This window comes from Pseudomonas sp. TH06 (assembly GCF_016651305.1).
Lineage (GTDB): Bacteria > Pseudomonadota > Gammaproteobacteria > Pseudomonadales > Pseudomonadaceae > Aquipseudomonas.
On record NZ_JAEKEC010000001.1, the window covers coordinates 4306891 to 4332235 of the forward strand.

The 25345-nt window shown below is 62.3% G+C and carries 2 protein-coding genes (1 of these 2 cut by a window edge); both read left to right on the top strand.

Annotation, left to right across the window (positions count from 1 at the left end; genetic code table 11):
- Positions 1 to 13017, top strand: a complete 13017-nt coding sequence (locus JFT86_RS19390) for a non-ribosomal peptide synthetase (protein WP_201237952.1) — start codon at positions 1 to 3, stop codon at positions 13015 to 13017.
- Positions 13014 to 25345: the 5' portion of a non-ribosomal peptide synthase/polyketide synthase gene (locus JFT86_RS19395; protein WP_201237954.1), read on the top strand. The gene runs 5518 nt beyond the window's last position; 12332 of the gene's 17850 nt are visible here — the first part of the coding sequence; it begins with the start codon at positions 13014 to 13016; the stop codon falls past the right edge of the window. Before JFT86_RS19390 ends, JFT86_RS19395 begins: the two co-directional genes overlap by 4 nt.

Sequence of the window (25345 nt, forward strand, 5' to 3'; positions counted from 1 at the left end):
ATGCATTTCAGCGAACTGATGGCTGTTATTTCGACCCATGCGATCCGCCTTCAACAGGAAGATGAAGACCTGGTCATTCTGGGCAGCGACGACGCGCTGGATGACGCGTTGTGGGACAGCCTCGCCGAACACAAGTCGCAGCTGTTGGAACTGGTTGCCAGCCATGGCGGCGACTGGCTGAGCCCGGCTTTTCGCATCACCCCGGACATGCTGCCGCTGGTGCAACTGGATCAACCGACCATTGACCGCATCATTGGCGATGTGCCGGGTGGTGCCGCCAACTTGCAAGATATCTATCCGCTGGCGCCGTTGCAGGAGGGCATGCTCTACCTGCATTTGTCCGCTGCGGCAGGCGATCCTTATGTGTCGCAGGCGCGCTTCGCCTTCGATAGTCGCGAGCGTCTGGACGCCTTCGCGCAAGCGCTGCAATGGATGGTCGAGCGCCACGACATCTTGCGCACCTCGTTCATCTGGGAGCGGCTCGACGAACCCTTGCAAGTGGTACAACGCCATGCGCCGCTGTTCTGCGAGGAAGTCGAACTCGACGCCGACGGTGACGTACTGACGCAGTTGCTGGAACGTCATGACCCACGGTTTTTCCGTCTCGATGTGCAGCAGGCGCCGTTGCTGCGTCTGGTGTACGCCGCCGATCCGGACAATGATCGTGTGGTTGCGTTGTTGTTGTTTCACCACTTGATCATGGACCACGTCGCCCTCGACGTGGTGCGCCGCGAAACCCGCGCATACCTTCTTGGACACGCGGAGCAGGTCGGCCCGGCCGTGCCGTATCGCGATCACCTGGCCAAGGCACGCCTGGGCCTGAACGAGCAGGCCCAGACAGCGTTTTTCCGCGAGATGCTCGCCGACATCGATGCGCCGACTTTGCCCTGCGGCTTGCAGGATGTGCAGGGCGACGGTCAAGGTATCGAAGAGTCGTCGCTACTGCTCGACAGCACATTGAGCCGGCAACTGCGCACGCAGGCCAGGCAGCTCGGTGTCAGCGTCGCAAGTCTGCTGCATCTGGCGATGGCGCGGGTGCTCGGCCAGTTGTCCGGGCGTACGGCGGTGGTGTTTGGCACTGTGCTGCTGGGACGCATGGAGGCGGGCGAGGGTGGCGAACAGGCGTTGGGGATGTTCATCAATACGCTGCCGCTGCGGGTGGATGTCGGTCAGGAAGGCACGCGCGCCGCCGTCTTGACGACGCATCGGCGCTTGACCGCGTTACTCGCGCATGAGCAGGCCTCGCTGGCCCTGGCTCAGCGTTGCAGTGCTGTTGCGGTGCCGACGCCGCTGTTCAGTGCGATCCTCAACTATCGCCACAGCAGCGCCGAAGAAGTCGCCGAGGTCAGCGAACTGGCACCCGGCGTGCAAGTATTGGGCGCCCGTGAGCGCACCAACTATCCGTTGACCGTCAACATCGATGACCTCGGCGAAGACCTGCGTATGACCGCACTCGCTGATGTCGCTCTCGGTGCCGAACGCATCACACGCTACCTGAGCACTGCGCTGCACAGCCTGGTACAGACGCTGCAATCGACGCCAGATGCGCCGCTGCACAACCTCGACATCTTGCCGCCGGAGGAGCGCGAATACCTGCTGCACGGCGTCAATTCGCCGTTGCCACGCTTCCCCGAAACACCGCTGATTCACCAGCAGTTCGAAACTCATGCGCAGGCGCGGCCAGACGCTACAGCACTGCTGTTCGAGGGGCGCACCGTCAGCTATGGCGAGCTCAATCGCCGCGCCAATCAGGTTGCGCATCAGCTCCTGGCGCGCGGCATTCGTCCCGATGACCGGGTGGCAATCTGCGTCGAACGCGGACCGCAAATGATCATCGGCCTGCTCGGTGTGCTCAAGGCTGGCGCGGGTTATGTGCCGATCGATCCGGCGTATCCGCTGGAGCGCATCGCCTACACCCTTGCAGACAGTGCGCCGGTGGCGCTGTTGATTCAGGCGCAAACCCTTGATCGAGTCGGCGCACCCGACATGCCGATCATCGACCTCGACAGTGCGCAGTTGCAGGCTGAACTCAGCAGTGATCCACAGATTCCCGAGCTGACCCCGAGCCATCTCGCCTATGTGATTTACACCTCCGGCTCCACCGGCCTGCCGAAAGGCGTGATGGTCGAGCACCGCAACGTGGTGCGGCTGTTCTCGGCGACTCATGACTGGTTCAACTTCAACCCCCGAGACGTCTCGGCGCTGTTCCATTCCTTCGCGTTCGATTTCTCGGTGTGGGAAATCTGGGGGGCGTTGGCATTTGGCGGGCAACTGTTGCTGGTGCCGCAGGCGGTCAGCCGTTCCCCGGACGACTGCTACGCATTGCTGTGCCGCAGCGGCGTGACCGTGCTCAACCAGACCCCGAGTGCATTCCGCCAATTGATCGCCGCACAGGGCCGCAGCCCGTTGCAGCACTCGCTGCGCGAAGTGATTTTCGGCGGTGAAGCCCTGGAGCCAGGCCTGCTCAAACCGTGGTATGCGCGGGTCGGCAATGCCGGCACGCGCCTGGTGAATATGTACGGCATTACCGAAACCACCGTGCACGTGACCTACCGCCCACTGGCGGCAGCGGATGCGCAACTGGTTGGCCGCAGCCCGATTGGCGTTGGCATTGCCGATTTGCAACTGTACGTGCTGGACACGCAACGCGAGCCGGTGCCGGCGGGCGTTGTCGGCGAGTTGTACGTGGGCGGTGCCGGGGTGGCCCGGGGTTACCTCAATCGCGAGGCACTGACCGCCGAGCGCTTTATTGCTGACCCGTTCAGTGGCCGTGCCGAAGCGCGCTTGTACAAGACTGGCGACCTCGCACGGTGGACGGCCGACGGCAGCCTCGAATACCTCGGACGCAATGACGATCAAGTGAAGATTCGCGGTTTCCGCATCGAACTCGGCGAAATCGAAGCGCGCCTGGCCGCCTGCGACGGCGTCCGCGAAGCCGTGGTCATCGCTCGTGAAGACAGCCCCGGCGACCAGCGTCTGGTGGCGTACTGGCTGGCGGCCGAAGGTGCTGAGCCCAGCGCCGCGCAACTGCGTGAACAACTGCTGGCGTCGCTGGCCGAGTACATGGTGCCGAGCGCTTTCGTGCGCCTCGATGCCTATCCGTTGACGACCAACGGCAAGCTCGACCGCAAGGCGTTACCGCAGCCCGACAGCGAAGCGTTTGCCCGTCGCGGTTTCGAAGCGCCGGTCGGTGCCGTGGAGACGCTTATCGCCGACATCTGGCAGACCTTGCTCGGTGTCGAGCAGGTCGGCCGGCATGACAATTTCTTCGAGCTGGGTGGCCATTCGTTGCTGGCGGTCAAGCTGATCGAGCGCATGCGTCAGCACGAATTGCATTGTGATGTGCGCGTGCTGTTCGGCCAGCCAAGTGTGGCGGCACTGGCGGCAACGCTGGGCGCAGCGCAAGCCATCGTGGTGCCGGACAATCTGATCGAGCCCGGCTGCGCGCACATCACCCCGCAGATGCTGCCGCTGGCCTCGCTGGATCAGGCAGGCATCGACCGTGTCATCGCAACGGTGCCCGGTGGTATCGCCAACGTGCAGGACATCTATGGACTGGCACCGTTGCAGGCAGGGATTCTCTATCACCATCTGGCAACCCATGCCGGTGATCCGTATGTGTTGCAGGCGCAATTCGCCTTCGACGGTTTGCCGCAGATCAAAGCCTTCGTCCGCGCCATCAACGCGGTGATCGCCCGTCACGACATCCTGCGCACCAGCGTGGTCTGGGAAGGTCTGGAAGAACCGGTACAAGTGGTCTGGCGCCAGGCTCCGCTGGCGCTGGAGCGAGTCGATGCCGACCTGTTGGAAGGCGATGTGCTGGAGCAGATGCAGGCACGTTTCGATCCGCGTCACTATCGACTGGATTTCCATCGCGCACCGCTGATGCGCTTCGCTTACACCGAAGATGTGCCGCACCAGCGCTGGGTTGCCATCCTGCTGTTTCATCACATCGTGCTCGACCACACGGCACTGGAAATGCTGGTGGCCGAAATCGATGACGCCATGCGCGAGCAATCGAGCGATCTGCCGGCTCCGGTGCAGTACCGTCAATACGTAGCACAGGCGCGGCTCGGCGCAGATGCTGACGCCCACGAAGCATTCTTTCGCGACATGCTTGGCGACATCGACGAACCCACCGTGGTCTTCGGGTTGCAGGATGTACACGGCGATGGCAGCACGATCGTCGACACCGAACAGGCGCTGGATGCCGGCGTTGCCGAGCGTCTGCGTGAACAGGCGCGCCGGCTCGGCATCAGTGTGGCGAGTCTGGTGCATCAGGCGTGGGGCCAGGTATTGGCGCAATTGTCGGGTCGTGATGAGGTGGTGTTCGGCACGGTGTTGCTGGGGCGGATGCAGGGCGGAGCGGGCGCTGACCGTGCGCTGGGTATGTTCATCAACACATTGCCGTTACGCGTTGGCGTTGCAGGGGCCACGGTGCAAGAGGGTGTGCGTGCCACTCACGAGCGTCTGGCGCAACTGCTCGGGCATGAACAGGCCTCGTTGGCGTTGGCCCAGCGATGCAGCGGTGTCGCTGCTTCGCTACCGCTGTTCAGCACGTTGCTCAACTACCGCCACAGTGCCGCAGATTCGGCCAGCGTGGCATGGGATGGCGTGCAGATTCTCAGCTCCCGCGAGCGCAGCAATTATCCGTTGGTGGTCAGCGTCGACGACCTCGGCGAAGGTTTCCGCCTGAGCGTGCAAGCCGTGCCACAAGTGGATGGCGCGCGGGTCTGCGATTACCTGCAAACCGCTCTGCACAGTCTGGTCACGGCGCTGGAGTACACACCGGCGGCACCGTTGCAGCGGCTGTCGATTGTGTCGCCGGGCGAGCGCCAACGGGTGCTGGTCGGCTTCAATATCAGCGGTCGTGAATACCCGGTGGCGCAGACCGTGCATCGCCTGTTCGAAGCGCAAGTGGTGACGCGCCCCGAAGCGCTGGCGGTGATGCAGGGCGATCTGAAGCTGAGCTATGGCGAACTGAATCAACGCGCCAACCGCTTGGCCCATCACTTGATTGGCCTCGGTGTGCAGGCCGATGACCGCGTCGCCGTATGCCTGCGTCGCGGCCCGGACATGTTCGTGGCGTTGTTGGCCATTCTCAAGGCCGGCGCCGGTTACGTGCCGATTGATCCGGATTATCCGGCGGAGCGCATCGCCTACCTGGTGCAGGACAGTGACCCGATCGCGGTGCTCGCGCAGTCGTCGACGCGGGATTTGCTCGGTGCCGTGCGAGTGATCGATCTGGACGCCAGCGATTGGCTGCATTTGCCGGACAGCAATCCACTATTGCCGAGGCTGAGCCCGGCGAATCTGGCCTATGTGATCTACACCTCGGGCTCTACCGGCCAGCCGAAAGGCGTGATGGTTGAGCATCGAACCCTGGAAAACCTTGTGCATTGGCACGCCGAAGCCTTTGATCTGCATGCGGGCAGCCACACCGCCAGTGTCGCCGGTTGCGGTTTCGATGCCATGGCGTGGGAACTCTGGCCGGCGCTGTGCGTCGGCGCCACCGTGCATCTGCCGCCGCCGTCGATCCGCAACGAACACCTCGACGAACTGCTGGAGTGGTGGCGCGCGCAGCCGTTGCAAGTGAGCTTTTTGCCGACACCGGTGGCCGAATACGCCTTCAGCCGAGGATTGGGGCATCCGACCCTGCGCACGCTGCTGATCGGTGGCGACAAGCTGCGCCAGTTCCCGCGTGATCAAACCTTTGCGGTGATCAATAACTACGGCCCGACCGAGGCCACAGTGGTGGCGACTTCCGGGCAAATTGAACCCGGACGGATTCTGCATATCGGCCGGCCCATCGCCAATGCCAAAGTCTATTTGCTCGATCGCCAGCAACAGCCCGTGCCGGCCGGTGTGCAAGGTGAACTGTATGTGGGGGGCGCCGGCGTGGCGCGCGGCTATCTGAATCGCCCGGAACTGACCGTCGCACACTTTCTCGACGACCCGTTCAGCGAAGAGCCGCATGCACGGATGTACCGAACGGGCGACCTTGCGCGTTGGCTCGTCGACGGCAATATCGAATACCTGGGGCGCAATGACGATCAGGTCAAACTGCGCGGCGTGCGTATTGAACTCGGTGAAATCGAAGCAGCGCTGAGTACTCACCACGCGGTGCAGGAATGCGTGGTGTTGGTGCGCGATGGTCGTTTGATCGCCTGGTTCACTGAAGTCGCCAGCGTCGAGACAGGCGACTTGCACCGTCACCTGCAAAGCCGACTGCCAGACGCTCTGGTCCCGGCAGCTTATGTGCGATTGCACAGCTTGCCGCTGACCGCCCACGGCAAACTTGATCGCAAGGCCTTGCCCGAGCCAGATCAGGGCGCCTGGCTCAGCCGTGAATATGAGGCACCGCAGGGCGCGGTTGAAATCGCGTTGGCGCAGATTTGGGCCGACGTGCTGAAAATCGAGCAGATTGGTCGCCACGACAACTTCTTCGAACTGGGCGGGCATTCACTGCTGGCGGTGAGCCTGATCGAGCGCATGCGTCAGGTCGGTTTGAGCGCCGATGTGCGCGTGCTGTTCAACCAGCCAAGCCTGGCCGCGCTGGCCCGCGCCCTGGGCAGCGGGCGGGAAATCGACGTACCGGCCAACCTGATTCCCGCCGGTTGTACGCACATCACCCCGGACATGCTGACCCTGACCACGCTGGATCAGGCCAGCATCGAACGCATCGTTGCCACGGTGCCGGGCGGCGCTGCCAATGTGCAGGATATTTATCCGCTGGCACCGTTGCAGGAAGGCATTCTTTATCACCACCTGAGCGCGGGGCAGGGTGACCCCTATCTGTTGCAATCGCGGCTGGCGTTCGACAGCCTCGAACGTTTGCACACCTTCGCCGCGTACTTGCAGCAGGTCATCGCGCGCCACGACATTCTGCGCACCGCCGTGGTCTGGGAAGGCTTGCCGAGCCCGCAGCAAGTGGTCTGGCGTGAAGCGCAAATGGTCGTGCAACACGTACCGCTGGAGGCGCAGGGCGGCGACATTCTCGAGCAGTTGCACGCACGTTTCGATGCGCGGCATTACTGCCTCGATCTGACTCAGGCACCATTGATTCGCATGGTTTACGCCGAGGATCCGTTGCAGCAGCAATGGGTGGCGATCCTGTTGTTCCATCACTCGATTCTCGACCACACCGCCATGGACGTGATCGGCCGGGAAATGCACGCCTTGATGTTCGATCAGCTCGACACGCTGACGCCGCCGATGCCTTACCGAAACTACGTGGCGCAGGCACGTTTGGGGGCGGATGAGCAGGAACATGAAGCGTTCTTCCGCGAGATGCTCGGCGATATCGACGAGCCGACCTTGCCCTTCGGCTTGCAGGACGTTCAGGGCGATGGTCGTGGTATCGAGGAAGCGCTGCAACCGGTTGATGCCGGTCTCAATCTGCGCCTGCGTGAACAGGCCCGGCAATTGGGTGTCAGCCCGGCGAGCCTGATGCACCTGGCCTGGGCGCAGGTGTTGGGTGTGTTGTCCGGACGTCGCGATGTGGTCTTCGGCACCGTACTGATGGGACGGATGCAGGGCGGCGAGGGCGCCGACCGTACGCTGGGGGTGTTCATCAACACCTTGCCGTTGCGCGTAGATCTGAGTGAAAGCGTGCGCGCCGGGGTGAAAACCACCCATGCACGGCTGACGGCGCTGCTCGGCCATGAGCACGCGTCGCTGGCTCTGGCCCAGCGTTGCAGCGCCATGGCGGGTTCCGTGCCGCTGTTCAGCGCGTTGCTGAATTACCGGCACAGCGCCGCCGAACATCAGCCGCATGACGGCCAGGGTATCTGGCAGGGCGTGCGCATGCTCGGTGGCGAGGAACGCAGCAATTATCCATTGACGCTGTCCGTGGATGATCTGGGCGAAGGTTTTGTCCTCGATGTGTTGGCGGTCGCAGAAATCGGTGCGCAACGGATATGCAGCTACATGCACACCGCGCTCGAACATCTGGCGATGGCGCTGGAACAGGCGCCGCAACGCCCGCTCGACCGTTTGCCGATTCTCTCGGTGGCGGAATACGAGCGCTTGCTGGTCGGCTTCAACGAGCATTCGGCGGCGTATCCGCGTGGCGCGACGATCCATCGATTGGTGGAGGCTCAGGCCGAGCGGCAGCCGGATGCTCTGGCGGTGGTTCAAGGCGCACAGCAGTTGACCTATGCTCAGCTCAATCAGCGCGCCAATCGCCTCGCTCATCACTTGCTCGGCCTCGGCGTGCAGCCCGATGACCGTATCGCCGTGTGCCTGCGCCGCAGCCCGGACATGCTCGTGGCGTTGCTGGCGATCCTCAAGGCCGGGGCGGGTTATGTGCCGGTCGATCCGGCGTACCCGGCGCAACGCATTGCTTATCTGTTGCAGGACAGCGATCCCGTGGCGGTGCTGGCGCAGGCTTCGACCCGAGACCTGCTGGGGCGGATGCCGGTGATTGATCTGGACAACCCCACCTGGCAACACCTGTCCGAGGCCAATCCGCAACTGCCGACCCTGACGCCGGCGCATCTGGCCTATGTGATCTACACCTCCGGCTCCACCGGTGAGCCGAAAGGCGTCATGGTCGAGCACGCGACGCTGGAAAACCTCGTGCACTGGCATTGCGAGGCCTTTGATCTAGAGGCCGGCAGCCACACCGCGAGTGTTGCGGGGTTCGGTTTCGATGCCATGGCCTGGGAAGTCTGGCCGGCGCTGTGTGTGGGAGCAACCCTGCATCTGCCGCCGGAGTCGGTGAGCAACGAGCACCTCGATGACTTGCTCGACTGGTGGCGTGCGCAGCCGTTGCAGGTGAGTTTCCTGCCAACTCCGGTGGCCGAATATGCCTTCAGTCGAGACCTTGGGCACCCGACTTTGCGCACGCTGTTGATCGGAGGCGACAAGTTGCGACAATTCCCTCGGAATCAGACCTTTGCGGTGATCAACAACTACGGCCCGACCGAGGCTACGGTGGTTGCAACGTCCGGCGCGGTCGAGTCCGGGCAGGTGCTGCATATCGGTCGGCCGATGGCCAACGCAAAGGTGTATCTGCTCGACGAACAACAACGGCCGGTGCCGGTAGGCGTGGCGGGTGAGTTGTTCGTCGGCGGTGCCGGCGTGGCGCGCGGTTATCTGAATCGGCCCGAACTGAGCGCCGAACGCTTCCTCGAAGACCCGTTCAGCGACGAACCGCAGGCGCGCATGTACCGCACCGGCGATCTCGCACGCTGGCTGGCCGACGGCAATATCGAATATCTGGGGCGTAACGACGATCAGGTCAAACTGCGTGGTGTACGCATCGAACTGGGTGAAATCGAAGCGGCGTTGAGCTGCCACGATGCCGTGCAGGATTGCGTGGTGCTGGTGCGTGACGGACAGTTGCTGGCGTGGTTTACCGAACGCCTCAGTGTCGAGATCGAAGATCTGCGCAGTCATCTGCAAGCGCAGTTGCCGCCAGCGCTGGTGCCGGCAGCCTATGTGCGACTGGACAGCCTGCCACTGACCGCCAACGGCAAGCTCGACCGCAAGGCCTTGCCCGAGCCGGATCAAAACGCCTGGCTCAGCCGCGAGTACCAAGCGCCACAAGGTGCTGTCGAAGCGATTTTGGCGCAGATCTGGTCTGAGGTGCTGCAGGTCGAACAGGTCGGCCGTCACGATAACTTCTTCGAACTGGGCGGGCATTCGCTGCTGGCGGTGACGCTGATCGAGCGCATGCGTCAGGCCGGTTTGAGCACTGACGTGCGCGTATTGTTCAGTCAGCCAAGCCTGGCCGCGCTGGCCGCTGCGGTGGGCAGTGGCCGCGAGGTCGAAGTACCGGCCAATCTGATTCCGGACAATTGCGCGCACATCACCCCGGACATGTTGCCGCTGGTGCAACTGGATCAGGCCAGCATCGAGCGCATCGTCGCCACGGTGCCGGGCGGCGCGGCGAATGTGCAGGATATTTATCCGCTGGCGCCGTTGCAGGAAGGCATTCTTTATCACTACATCACCGCCGAGCGCGGCGATCCGTACCTGCTGCAATCGCGTCTGGCGTTCGACAGCCTTGAACGCCTGCAAGCCTATGCCGGCGCATTACGCCAGGTCATGGCGCGTCACGACATCCTGCGTACCGGGGTGGTCTGGCAAGGGTTGGCCGCACCCGTGCAGGTGGTCTGGCGTGCAGCTGAACTGCCGGTGCAGGAAATCGCCTTCGACCCGGCTGCGGGCGATGTGCTGGCGCAGTTGCATGAGCGTTTCGACGCACGGCATTTCCGTCTGGACATCAGCCAGGCGCCATTGACACGTTTGGTGTATGCGCAGGACCCGCTCAATGATCGCGTGGTGGCGATGCTGCTGTTCCATCACATCGTCATGGACCACACCGCGCTGGAAGTCGTGCAGCAGGAAATGCTGGCGATACTTTTGGGGCATGGCGAGCCGCCAATGCCTGCGGTGCCTTACCGCAACTATGTGGCCCAGACACGGCTGGGCATCAGCGAGCAGGAGCACGAAGCGTTTTTCCGCGAGATGCTTGGCGCCATCGACGAGCCGACGCTGCCATTCGGTATGCTCGATGTGCGCGGTGACGGCAATGCCATTGAAGAAGTCCGCCAAAGCGTGCCCGAGGCGTTGGCCACGCGCCTGCGCAGTCAGGCGCGGCAGTCAGGCGTGAGCGTTGCCAGCCTGTTCCATCTGGCGTGGGCACAAGTGCTGGCGGCGACCTCGGGTCAGGACCGCGTGGTGTTTGGCACCGTGCTGCTGGGGCGGATGCAGGGTGGCTCCGGCGCTGATCGCGGCTTGGGGATGTTCATCAATACCTTGCCGATACGCGTGGATGTGGGTGACACGCCAGTGCGCGCGGGTGTCAGGGCGACGCATGCGCAACTGACTGCATTGCTCGGCCACGAACATGCATCACTGGCGCTGGCCCAGCGTTGCAGTGGTGTGACCGCGTCATCGCCATTGTTCAGCGCCATGCTCAACTACCGCCACAGCGTCAGCGAACAACAGCAGCAAGCGACTCGCCTGACCTGGCAAGGCATCGACAGCCTCTCCAGCGAAGAGCGCACCAACTATCCATTGAGTCTCAACGTCGATGACCTCGGTCAGGGCTTTTACCTGACCGTCATGACCCCTTCGAACATCGGCGCAGCGCGGATTTGCGGCTACATGCTGCGGGCCTTGTCGAGCCTCGCCGAGGCGTTGGAGCAAACACCGCAGGAGCGGTTGAACCGCCTGCCGGTGTTGCCGGAGACAGAGCGGCAGAAATTGCTCGGCGAATTCAACGCCACCGAAGTCGATTACGATCTTCAGCAAACGCTGCATGGCCTGTTCGAGGCGCAGGTACAACGTTCGCCACAGGCACCGGCCGTGGCAGCGGCCGCGCAACAGCTGACCTTTGCCGAACTCAACGCCCGGGCCAATCAACTGGCGCGGCACCTGCGAGACTTGGGGGTGCAGGCGGATTCGCGGGTGGCGATCTGCGTCGAACGCAGCCTCGATATGGTGGTTGGCCTGTTGGCGATTCTCAAGGCGGGCGGCGGCTATGTGCCGCTGGATCCTGCGTACCCGCTGGAGCGTCTGGCCTACATGCTCAAGGACAGCGCGCCGGTGGCGGTGCTGGTGCAGGGTTCGACGCGTGCGTTGCTGGGCGAGGTTGATGTGCCGCTGATCGATTTCGATCAAGCGCACTGGCAATCGCAACCGACGGACAATCTGTCCGACGCTGGATCGACCCCACAACACACCGCCTATGTGATCTACACCTCCGGCTCGACCGGCCAGCCGAAAGGCGTGGTCAATGAGCATGCCGCCGTGGTCAACCGTTTGCTGTGGATGCAGGACGCTTACCGTCTGACGGCAGTCGACTCGGTGTTGCAGAAGACCCCGTTCAGTTTCGACGTTTCGGTGTGGGAGTTCTTCTGGCCGTTGATGACCGGCGCACGCCTGGTCATGGCCCAACCCGACGGGCACAAGGATCCGCAATACCTGGCACAAGTGATTGAGGCCGAGAACATCACCACGCTGCACTTTGTGCCGTCGATGCTCGACGTGTTTCTTGCCAACAGTGACACCCATCGCAGCAGCGGTTTGCGGCAGGTGATGTGCAGCGGTGAGGCGTTGCCGGGCAGTCTGGTGCGACGTTTCAAACTGCAATTGCCGGGCAGCGAGTTGCACAATCTTTACGGCCCGACCGAAGCGGCCGTCGATGTCACTGCGTGGAACTGCGCCGGGCCAATCGAGCAAACGCCGGACAACACCCCGATCGGCAAACCGATTGCCAACACCCGTATGTACATCCTCGACGCTCAGCAACAACCGGTGCCGCAAGGCGTGATCGGTGAGTTGTACATCGGTGGTGTGCAGGTCGCACGCGGCTACCTCAATCGCCCGGAACTGAATGCCGAACGCTTCCTCGACGATCCTTTCCGTCCCGACGGCCGGATGTACCGCACTGGCGACATCGCCCGCTATCTGCCCGACGGCAATATCGAGTACCTGGGCCGTAACGACGATCAGGTGAAACTCCGTGGCCTGCGTATCGAGCTGGGTGAAATTCAGGCGCGCATGACCGGGATAGCCGGCGTGCAGGAAGCCGCGGTGCTGGCCCGTGAAGAGGTCCCGGGGGACAAGCGTCTGGTCGCGTATTACACCGGCGAACGCCTGGAAGTTGACGTGTTGCGCAGTCATCTGCTTGAGCATCTGCCGGATTACATGGTGCCAATGCTGTTCGTGCACCTGGACGCGCTGCCGCTGAGCCCCAACGGCAAACTCGACCGCAAGGCCTTGCCGGCACCGGATCAGAGCGCGCTGAAAACCCGTGAGTACGAAGCCCCGGTCGGCGAAGTCGAAATCATCCTCGCTCGCCTTTGGGCCGAGTTGCTCAACGTCGAACGAGTCGGGCGTCACGACCATTTCTTTGAACTGGGTGGTCACTCATTACTGGCGGTCAGCCTCATCGGCCGGTTACGCCAGGAAGGCATGGAAGCTGATGTCAGGGCGCTGTTCGAACAGCCAACCCTGGCCGGCTACGCCGCAATTACGGAAAGAATGGAGATCGTCCTGTGAATGTGATCGAACTGTTGGCAACCCTGAAAAGCAAAGACATTCAGTTGGCGGTCAGCGACGACCAGTTGCGCGTAAACGGCAACAAGCAGGCCTTGAGCGATCCGGCATTACTGGCAGCGCTGCGTGAACACAAACCGGCGCTGATCGAACTGATCAAGGCCGGGCAATATTCGGCCACCAAGGCCGGTCAGATCGACGTGCCGGCCAATGGCATTCTCCCCGGCAGCACGCGCATCACACCGGAAATGCTCACCCTCGCCGACATTGATCAAGCGACCATTGACCGCTTGATCGCCGACGTCCCCGGCGGCGCGGCCAATGTGCAGGACATCTATCCACTGGCGCCGTTGCAGGAAGGCATTCTCTATCACCACGCGAGTAACGAGCAGGGCGATCCGTACGTCATGCAGTCGTACTTTGCGTTCAGCAATCGTCAGCGGTTACAGGCGTTTGCTCAGGCCTTGCAAACGGTGATCGATCGCCACGACATCTTGCGCACGGCGGTGCATTGGGAGGGCCTGGATACGCCGCTGCAAGTGGTCTGGCGCAAAGTGCAACTGCCCGTGGAAGAGGTGCTGCTCGACCACGAGGGCGATGCCTTGCAACAACTGCACGAACGCTTTGACGCGCGGCATTTCCGTCTCGACGTCACCCGTGCACCGCTGATGCGTCTGGCCTACGCCTGGGATCAGGCCGGTCAGCGAGTGGTCGCGACGTTGCTGTTCCATCACATGGCGCTGGACCACTCGGCACTCGACGTGGTGCGTCACGAGTTGCTCGCCTGCCTTACCGGCCAGCAACAATCGCTGGGCCGGCCAGTGCCGTTTCGCAATTACGTGGCGCAAGCGCGGCTGGGCATCTCGGAAGCCGAACATGAGGCGTTTTTCCGCGACATGCTCGGTGATATCAGCGAGCCGACGCTGCCGTATGGTTTGCACGATGTGCAGGGCGACGGGCTGGGTATTGCCGAACTGAGCCTGCCGATCGACCCGCTGCTCGGCCAGCGTCTGCGGGCGCAGGCGCGGCAGCTCGGAGTGAGTGCCGCGAGCCTGTTCCATCTCGGTTGGGCGCAGGTGCTGGCGGTGCTGACCGGTAAGCCCAACGTGGTGTTCGGCACCGTGCTGATGGGCCGTATGCAAGGCGCCGAAGCCACCGAGCGCGCGCTGGGGATTTTCATCAATACCTTGCCGCTGCGGGTCGATGTCGATGCGCAGGGCGTGCGTGCTGCGGTCGATGCGACGCACAAACGCCTGACCACGTTGATGCGCCACGAACACGCGCCGCTGGCATTGGCGCAACGTTGCAGCGGTGTGGTCGCACCCACGCCGTTGTTCAGCGTCTTGCTCAATTACCGCCACAGCCATACAGCGGCGACGGCCAGTGCCGAGACCCTCGCCGTATGGGAAGGCATCAGCACCCTCAGCTCCGAAGAACGCACCAACTACCCGCTGACCCTGAGCGTCGATGATTTCGGCGATGCGTTCAGCCTGACTTTGCTGGCGACCACTGAGGTTGAACCGCAGCGCATCTGCGAGTACCTGCACTGCGCGCTGGAAAGTCTGGTGCTGGCGCTGGAGCAGGCGCCGGACACCGCGCTCAACCAATTGCCGATTCTACCGGCGGCCGAGCGTGAGCAAGTGTTGCTGGCGTTCAATGCCACCCACGCCGATTTCCCGGCAATGCTGACTATCGCGCAACGTTTCGAGGCGCAAGTCGCGCAGCGGCCGGAAGCCGTGGCAGCGGCTTTTCTCGGTGAGCAATTGAGCTATGCCGAACTCAATCGGCAGGCCAATGCACTGGCCCATCAGTTGATTGAACTCGGGGTGAAACCTGACGATCGTGTGGCCATCGTCGCCCGGCGAGGCCTCGATACGCTGGTCGGGCTGGTGGCGATTCTCAAGGCCGGCGCCGGTTATGTGCCGATCGACCCGGCGCACCCGGCCGATCGTCTGCACTACTTGCTGAGTGACAGCGCCCCGGTTGCCATCCTCACCCAGAGCACTTTGCACGAGCGCTTGCCAGCGCTGCATGTGCCGGTAATCGACCTCGATCAGCGCAGCTGGCCGCTGAGCGTGACCGCTGATCCGCAAGTGACTGGCCTGACTTCCGCGCACCTGGCCTACGTGATCTACACCTCCGGGTCTACCGGGTTGCCGAAAGGCGTGATGGTCGAACACCGTACCCTGTCGAATCTGGTCGACTGGCATTGCACAGCGTTTGATCTGTGCGCCGGTCGTCACACCTCAAGCCTTGCCGGATTCGGTTTTGACGCCATGGCGTGGGAAGTCTGGCCGGCGTTGTGTGCCGGCGCGACCCTGCATCTGGCGCCGACTCACGAAGGCAGCGAAGACATCGACGCGCTGCTCGACTGGTGGCGCGCGCAGCCGCTGGACGTGAGTTTCCTGCCGACGCCAGTGGCCGAATATGCCTTCAGCCAGAACCTTGAACACCCGACCTTGCGCACGCTGCTGATTGGTGGCGACCGCTTGCGGCAATTCAGCCGCAACCAGCAATTCGATGTGATCAACAACTACGGCCCGACCGAAGCCACCGTGGTCGCGACTTCTGGACTGATCGAGGCGGGTGAGGCGCTGCACATCGGCAAACCGGTGGCCAACGCCACGGTGTATCTGCTCGATGAGCAGCAGCGCCCGGTGCCGATAGGCGTCATGGGCGAGTTGTACGTCGGTGGCGCGGGTGTTGCGCGAGGCTATCTGAACCGCGCCGATCTGACTGCCGAGCGCTTCCTCCACGACCCGTTCAGCCCCTTGCCGAATGCGCGCATGTATCGCACCGGCGACCTCGCACGCTGGCGCGCTGACGGCACGATTGACTACCTGGGTCGCAATGACGATCAGGTGAAAATCCGTGGCGTGCGCATCGAACTTGGTGAAATCGAAACTCGCCTCAATCAGTTGCCCGGCATCCAGGAGGCAGTGCTGCTGGCTCGCGAAGACGAACCCGGCCAGCCGCGGCTGGTCGCCTATTTCACCGAGCAGGCGCAGGTCGAGCCGCTGGCCGTGGCCGAGTTGCGCGCGCACCTGTTGACGCAGTTGCCGGATTACATGGTGCCGATGGCCTTCGTCAAACTCGACGCGCTACCACTGACCGCCAATGGCAAGGTCGACCGCAAGGCCCTGCCGAGGCCTGATCGTGCGGCGCTGTTCACCCGCCAATACGAGGCGCCACACAATGAACTGGAAACAGCGCTGGCGCAGATCTGGGCGCAAGTGCTGCAGGTTGAGCGAGTAGGGCGTCAGGATCACTTTTTTGAACTCGGCGGCCATTCGCTGCTGGCGATGCGCATGGTGTCGCAGGTTCGCCAACGTCTCGGGGTAGAGCTGGCACTGGGCGATCTGTTCGCCAATGCCGAACTGGCGGCGGTCGCCGCAGTGGTGGCGCAAGCCGGGCGCAGTACGCAACCGGAGATCGTCCCGGTGGCCCGTGACGGCGCATTGCCGCTGTCGTTCGCCCAGCAACGTTTGTGGTTTCTGGCGCAAATGGAAGGCGCCAACACCGCGTACAACATTCCCATCGGCCTGCGTCTGCGTGGCCATCTGAACGAAGAGGCGCTGCAACAAGCGTTGGGGCGCATCGTTGCCCGCCACGAAACCCTGCGCAGCCGTTTTGCCCAGTTCAACGACGAAGCACAGGTATTGATTGCCCCGGTCGACAGCGGTTTGCTGTTGCGCGTCGAAGATCTGCGGCAACACCCGCAACCTGACAAAACCTTGTTGGCGCTGATTCAGGGCGAAGCTTCCGGGCCTTTCGACTTGCAGGACGACCCGCTGATTCGCGGGCGGCTGGTGCGTCTGGCCGATGATCACCATGTGCTGCTGCTGACCCTGCACCACATCATCTCCGATGGCTGGTCGATGGGGGTTTTGACCCGTGAACTGATGGCTTTGTATCAGGCGTTCAGCCACGGTCAACCCGATCCGCTGCCAGCGCTGGCGCTGCAATACACCGATTACGCGGTGTGGCAGCGCCGCTGGCTCAGCGGCGAGGTGTTGCAGCGCCAGAGCGAGTACTGGCAACAAACGTTGGCCGGCGCGCCGGCGCTGTTGATGTTGCCGACCGATCGGCCACGCCCGGCAGAACAGGATTTCGCCGGCAGCACCGTTGATGTACTGCTCGACGAGCGTTTGAGTGCCGGACTCAAAGCCCTGTCCCAGCGCCACGGCGTGACGCTGTACATGACGCTGATAAGTGCCTGGGCGATGTTGCTCAGTCGCTTGTCCGGTCAGTCCGAGGTCGTGATCGGTTCACCGGTTGCCAACCGCAGCCGCGTCGAGATCGAAGGCTTGATCGGCATGTTCGTCAACACCCTGACGTTGCGCATCGATACCTCTGGCGAGTTGAGCGCCGAGGCGCTATTGGCGCGGGTCAAGGCGCAAACCCTGGCAGCGCAGGCGCATCAGGATCTGCCGTTCGAGCAAGTGGTGGAAATCACCAAACCGGTGCGTAGCCTGGCCCACAGTCCGTTGTTTCAGACCCTGTTCAGTTGGGACAGTAATGATGGACCGGCGCTGGCACTCGGTGATCTGACGCTGGAAGGCGTGGCCGAACCGAGCCACTTTGCCAAGTTTGATCTGTCGCTCAGCCTGGGTGAGTCGCGGGGCGAGATTGGCGGCTCGCTGGAGTACGCCACGGCGTTGTTCGATGAGCAAACGGTCGTGCGCTTCGTCGGCTACTTCCAGCGCCTGTTGCAGGCCATGGTCGCCAACGATCAGGCGGTGCTGGAACAGACGCCTCTGCTGGCGCAAGAAGAGCAACAACGTGTGCTGTTCGATTTCAACGCCACGGAGGTTGATTACGATCTCGATCAGTCGATCCACGGTTTGTTCGAGGCGCAAGTGTTGCGCACACCTCAGGCCGTCGCATTACAGAGTGGCGAGCAGCGCTTGAGCTTCAGCGAACTGAATGCCAGCGCCAACCGTCTGGCCCATCACTTGCGCGGGCTGGGTGTACAGCCGGACTCACGAGTGGCGATCTGCGTCGAGCGCAGCCTCGACATGGTGGTCAGCCTGCTGGCCATCCTCAAGGCAGGAGGCGCTTACGTGCCGCTGGATCCGGCTTATCCGCTGGAACGCCTGGCCTACATGCTGGATGACAGCGTGCCGGCAGTGGTGCTGGTTCAGGGTTCAACCCGCCTGTTGCTGGGCGAAGTCGCCGTACCCGTGGTCGATCTCGATCAACCGCAATGGCAATCGCTGTCGGCGGACAATCCGCAGATCCCTGCGCTGACGCCACAACACAGCGCTTACGTCATCTACACCTCCGGCTCTACCGGCCAGCCAAAAGGCGTTATCAACGAACACGCCGGGGTGGTCAACCGTTTGCTGTGGATGCAGGACGCTTATCAATTGACGGCGACGGACAGGGTGTTGCAGAAAACCCCGTTCAGTTTTGACGTGTCGGTCTGGGAGTTCTTCTGGCCGTTGATGACCGGTGCACGATTGGTCATGGCGCGGCCCGGTGGACACAAGGATCCGCAGTATCTCAGCGAAGTGATCGAGACTGAACAGATCACCACATTGCACTTCGTGCCTTCGATGCTCGATGTCTTTCTGGCCCACGGCGATACGCGCCGTTGCAAGCCATTGCGGCAAGTGATGTGTAGCGGTGAGGCGTTGCCGGGCAGTCTGGTGCGACGCTTCAAGGAGCAATTGCCGGGCAGCGAATTGCACAACCTTTACGGCCCGACCGAAGCGGCAGTGGATGTCACTGCATGGAACTGCGCCGGCCCCGTGGAACAAACTCCCGACAACACACCGATTGGCAAGCCGATCGCCAACACCCGCATGTACATCCTCGACAACCAGCAACAACCGGTGCCACACGGCGTTGTCGGTGAGCTGTACATCGGCGGTGTGCAGGTCGCGCGTGGCTATTTGAACCGCCCGGAGCTGACTGAAGAGCGCTTCCTGACAGACCCTTTCAATGAACGCCCCGATGCCCGGATGTACCGCACGGGTGACGTCGCCCGTTATCTGCCAGACGGCAACATCGAATACCTGGGACGCAACGACGATCAGGTGAAGATCCGTGGTTTGCGTATCGAACTCGGTGAAATCCAGGCACGCCTGACCCAGATCGACGGTGTGCAGGAAGCCGTGGTGCTGGCCCGCGAAGATGTGCCGGGCGACAAGCGCCTGGTCGCGTACTACACCGGTTCGCCACAGGCGAACGATGCACTGCGTAGCCATCTGCTGGAACATCTGCCGGACTACATGGTTCCCGCGGTTTTCGTGCAATTGCAGGTGTTGCCGCTCAGCCCCAATGGCAAGCTGGATCGCAAGGCGCTACCGATACCGGATCAGGCCTCGATGCTCAGCCGTGAATACGAAGCGCCGGTTGGAGAGGTCGAAACTGTCCTTGCCCAGCTATGGGCCGAGCTGCTCGATGTCGAGCGAGTAGGGCGTCACGATCACTTCTTCGAATTGGGCGGCCATTCGCTTCTGGCAGTGAGACTGGTCGCGAAAATGCGTCGCGCCGGACTGACGGCAGACGTTCGTGTGCTGTTCAACCAGCCGACTCTGGCAGCACTGGCCGCTGCTGTCGGGGGTGAGCCCGAGATTGAAGTTGCAGCCAATCGCATTGCCAGCGATTGCGCGCGTATCACCCCCGAGCTACTGCCGCTGGTGACACTCGACCAACCCGCCATTGACCGTATCGTCGCCAGTATTCCCGGCGGCGTCGCCAATGTGCAGGATATTTACCCGCTGGCGCCATTACAGACCGGGATCTTCTTCCATCACTTGTCGGCGACCCAAGGCGATCCCTACGTGTTGCAGGCGCAGTTTGCCTTTACTGATGAACAGCGTCTCGCAACCTTCACTCAAGCGCTGCAATGCGTGATCGAGCGCCATGACATTCTGCGTACTTCGCTGTTCTGGGATGGCCTGGAAGAGCCGGTACAAGTGGTCTGGCGTAAGGCTTCTCTGGTTTGTGAAACCGTGCCACTGGACGCAGACGATGTTGATGCGCTGGATCAACTGCGCAGCCGTTTCGATGCCGGTCACTACCGGATGGCAATCAACCAGGCACCGCTTTTGCGTGTGGTGAGTGGCCGGGATGCAGCGAACCAGCGCGTTGTGGCGATTTTGCTGTTCCATCACTTGGTGATGGACCACGTTGCACTGGAAGTGCTGCAACACGAAATGCAGGCTTACCTGCTTGATCAGCCGCAGCGTCTGAGCGAGCCGGTGCCGTACCGCAATTACGTGGCGCACACCCGTAGCGGATTGAGTGATCAGCAACACCAGAACTTCTTCCGCGAGATGCTCGGCGACGTCAGCGAGCCGACCGTGCCTTACGGCCAGAACCGCGCTGATAAAAGCCACGCCGAAGAAGCCCATCGCCTGCTCGACAACGATCTGAGTCAGCGGGTCAGAGCCAAGGCTCGGCGCCTGGGTATCAGCGCCGCGAGCCTCATGCACCTGGCCTGGGCGCAGGTGCTGGGCCAGTTGTCCGGGCGTGAGCAAGTGGTATTCGGTACGGTTCTGCTCGGACGATTGCAGGCGGGCGAGGGCGCCGAGCGCGCGCTGGGCGTGTTCATCAACACCTTGCCGCTGCGCATCGATCTGGGCCAGCACTCGGTGAAGGATGCCGCGCTGAACACTCACCAACAGCTGAACCGCTTGTTGCAGCACGAGCATGCGCAACTGGCGCTGGCCCAACATTGCAGCGCAATGGCGGCGGGCACGCCGTTGTTCAGCTCTTTATTCAATTATCGCCACAGTGGCGGTACCGGCTCGGCATCCCGGGAGGCCGCAGCTGCGTGGCAAGGCATGCAGTTGCTGAAAGCCGAAGAGCGCACTAACTATCGGTTGAGCCTCAGTGTCGATGATCTGGGCGAGGGCTTCAGCCTTACCGCTCTGGCAGGTGACGGCATTGATGCCGAACGCATCTGCGAGTACATGCAACTGGCGGTGGCTAATCTGTTGCAGGCACTGGCACAAAAACCGCAATTGGCGGTTGAGCATTTGTCGGTTCTGCCGGAGGACGAGCGCCAACAATTGCTGGTCGAATTCAATGCCACCGAGCGCGAATACCCCAAGACACATACCGTTCATGCATTGTTTGAGCTGCAAGCGACGGTGCATACGCAGGCTGTGGCAGCGGTGCATGGCACGCATACCCTGAGCTATGGCGAGTTGAATACCCGGGCCAACCAGCTAGCCCATCACCTGATTGCCCAAGGTGTGCAACCGGGCAGCCATGTGGCAATCCTGTTGCCGCGCTCGCTGGACCTGCTGATTGCGCAATTGGCGATTGCCAAGTGCGCGGCAGCCTACGTGCCGCTGGACATCAACGCGCCGAGCGAGCGTCAGGCGTTCATGGTTGAAGATTGCCAGGCCGTGGCGCTGTTGACCTTGAGTCGCGAAGTGATCGACTACGCCGCGCCGCGCATTGATCTCGACAGGTTGACGCTCAGCGGACAGCCGACACATAACCCGAATCTGCTGCAATCCTCGGAATCGCTGGCGTATATCATGTACACCTCCGGCTCCACCGGCACGCCGAAAGGCGTGATGGTGCCGCACCGTGGCATCGGCCGCTTGGTGATCAACAACGGTTACGCCGATTTCAATCCGCAGGACCGCGTGGTGTTTGCCTCGAACCCGGCGTTCGACGCCAGCACCATGGATATCTGGGGGCCGTTGTTGAATGGCGGGCGAGTGGTGGTCATCGACCATGAAACCCTGCTCGATCCGAATGCTTTCGGCCGAGAACTGAGCAGCTCCGGGGCGACGATTCTGTTCGTCACCACCGCGCTGTTCAACCAGTACGTGCAACTGATTCCGCAGGCGCTCAAAGGCTTGCGCATTCTGTTGTGCGGCGGTGAGCGCGGCGATCCGGCAGCGTTCCGTCGACTGCTGGCCGAGGCACCAGAGTTGCGCATCGTGCATTGCTACGGCCCGACCGAAACCACCACCTACGCCACGACCTTCGAAGTACACGAAGTGGCGGAAAACGCCGAAAGCGTGCCGATTGGCGGACCGATTTCCAACACTCAGGTGTACGTGCTCGATGCCCATCAGCAACCGGTGCCAATGGGCGTGACCGGAGAGTTGTACATCGGCGGTCAGGGTGTAGCGCTGGGCTATTTGAATCGGCCGGACCTGACTGCAGAGAAATTTCTTCGCGACCCGTTCAGCGACAAACCTGGCGCGCTGCTCTATCGAACCGGCGACCTCGCGCGCTGGCTGGCGCCGGGACAACTCGATTGCATCGGGCGCAATGACGACCAGGTGAAAATCCGTGGTTTCCGCATCGAGCTGGGCGAAATCGAAAACCGTCTGTTGAATTGCCCGGGCATCAAGGAAGCGGTGGTGCTGGCGCGCCGCGATGGCCAGGAAAACGCACGTCTGGTGGCGTATTACACGGTGACTGGCGCCAGTCTCGACAGCGCTGATCTGCACGCTCAGTTGCAAGCACGACTGCCGGAATACATGGTGCCGACGGCATGGGTGCAACTCGATGTGCTCCCGTTGAACAACAATGGCAAGGTTGATCGTAAAGCCTTACCCAAACCTGATGATGCTGCGTTGCTTAACCGAGAGTACATAGCGCCGCAAGGCGAGTTGGAAAGTGTCCTGGCGCAAATCTGGATCGACGTGCTGCAGGTCGAGCAGGTCGGCCGTCACGATCACTTCTTTGAACTGGGCGGCCATTCGTTGCTGGCGATGCGCATGGTCTCGCTGGTACGGCAGCGCCTCGGTGTGGAGCTGGCGCTGAGCGATCTGTTTGCCGACGCGCAACTGCACGCGGTTGCCGCGACGCTGAATCGCGCCGGACGCAGCACGTTGCCAGAGATCCTCCCGGCGCCCCGTGATGAAGCGTTGCCAATGTCTTTCGCCCAACAGCGTCTGTGGTTTTTGGCGCAGATGCAGGGTGGCAACTCGGCGTACAACATCCCCATCGGCCTGCGTCTGCACGGCCGTCTCGACGCCGACGCGCTGCAAAGGGCGCTGACGCGGATCGTTGCCCGTCACGAAACCTTGCGCAGCCGTTTTGTCAGCATCGACGACACCGCGCAGGTGTCGATTGCGCCGGTCGGCAGCGATTTGCTGCTGCGCGTTGAAGACCTGCGCCAACACCCGCAGGCCGAGCCTGCCTTGCAGACATTGATGACGCAGGAAGCCTCGGCCGCATTCGATCTGCAAACCGATACGCTGATTCGCGGACGGCTGGTGCGTCTGGCTGACGATCACCATGTGCTGCTGGTGACCGTGCATCACATTGTCGCCGACGGTTGGTCGATGGGCGTACTGACCCGCGAGCTGATGGCGCTGTATCAAGCGTTCAGCCATGGCGAGCAAGATCCATTGCCAGCGCTGACCTTGCAATACGGCGACTACGCCGTGTGGCAACGGCGCTGGCTCAGCGGCGAAGTGCTACAGCGGCAAAGCGATTACTGGCAGCAGACCCTCGACGGCGCGCCGGCGCTGTTGACCCTGCCGACCGATCGGCCGCGTCCGGCGCAACAGGATTACACCGGCGGCAACGTCGAAGTGCTGTTGGGCGAGCGCTTGAGTGCGGGACTCAAGGCTTTGAGTCAACGTCATGGCGTAACGCTGTTCATGACCATGACCAGTGCCTGGGCACTGTTGATGAGTCGTCTTTCCGGGCAGGCCGACGTGGTGATCGGTTCGCCGGTGGCCAACCGTAGCCGTGCCGAGATCGAAGGGCTGATCGGCATGTTCGTCAATACTCTGGCATTGCGCATCGACACCTCGGGCGAGCCGAGTGTCGAAGCGTTGCTGGCGCGGGTCAAGGCGCGGACTCTGCAAGCTCAGGTGCATCAGGACCTGCCGTTCGAGCAAGTGGTGGAAATCGTCAGACCGGTGCGCAGCCTGGCGCACAGCCCGTTGTTCCAGACCACGTTGAGCTGGGACAGCAGCGTCGGGCCGCAATTGGTGTTGGCGGACCTGACCCTGGAAGGCGTGACCGGGGAGGGCGACGTCGCCAAGTTCGACCTGACGCTGACGCTGGGCGAAGTCAACGGGGAGATTCGCGGATCGCTAGTGTATGCCACGGCGCTGTTCGACGAGTCGACGATCCAGCGCTATGTCGGCTACTTCCAGCGGCTGCTGGAAGCGATGGTCGGCGACGATCACACCGTGCTGGAGCAAGTGCCGCTGCTGGCGCCGGATGAGCGTCAACGGCTGTTGACGGACTTCAATGCCACGGCGCGTGAATATCCGCAGACGCTGACCGTACACGGGATTTTCCAGCAGCAGGTCGCGGCGCATCCGAAAGCTGTAGCGGCGGTCCATGGTACGCACTCGCTGAGCTACTTTGAACTGAACGCTCAGGCCAATCGCCTGGCCCATCATCTGATCGGCCAAGGCGTGCAACCGGGTGATCACGTGGCGATCCTGTTGCCACGCTCGCTGGAATTGCTGGTCGCGCAAATCGCCATCGCCAAGTGCGCGGCAGCCTACGTGCCGCTGGACATCAACGCGCCGAGCGAGCGTCAGGCGTTCATGGTCGAGGATTGTCGGGCGGTGGCATTGCTGACGCTGAGCAGCGAAGTCATCGACTACACGGCATCGCGAGTCGACCTGGACAGGCTGAAACTCAGCGGACAGCCGACGCATAACCCGAACCTGCTGCAATCCTCGGAATCGCTGGCGTACATCATGTACACCTCCGGCTCCACTGGTACGCCGAAAGGCGTGATGGTGCCGCACCGTGGCATCGGCCGCTTGGTGATCAACAACGGTTACGCCGATTTCAATCCGCAGGACCGCGTGGTGTTCGCCTCGAACCCGGCGTTCGACGCCAGCACCATGGACATCTGGGGGCCTTTGCTGAATGGCGGGCGGGTGGTGGTCATCGACCATGAAACCCTGCTCGATCCGAATGCTTTCGGCCGAGAACTGAGCAGCTCCGGGGCGACAATCCTGTTTGTCACCACGGCGTTGTTCAACCAGTACGTGCAACTGATTCCGCAGGCGCTCGAAGGCTTGCGCATTCTGTTGTGCGGCGGTGAACGCGGCGATCCGTCTGCGTTCCGCCGACTGCTGGCCGAAGCACCAGAGTTGCGCATCGTGCATTGCTACGGCCCGACCGAAACCACCACCTACGCCACGACCTTCGAAGTACACGAAGTGGCCGAATACGCTGAAAGCGTGCCGATTGGCGGGCCGATTTCCAACACCCAGGTGTACGTGCTCGATGCCCATCAGCAACCGGTGCCGATGGGTGTGACCGGCGAGTTGTACATCGGCGGCCAGGGTGTGGCGCTGGGCTATTTGAACCGGCCGGACCTGACCGCAGAGAAATTCCTTCGCGACCCGTTCAGTGACAAACCCGG

Coding starts and splice junctions, on each gene's coding strand:
- JFT86_RS19390 (WP_201237952.1), top strand. CDS start 1: ATGCATTTCAGCGAACTGATGGCTGTTATTTCGACCCATGCGATCCGC.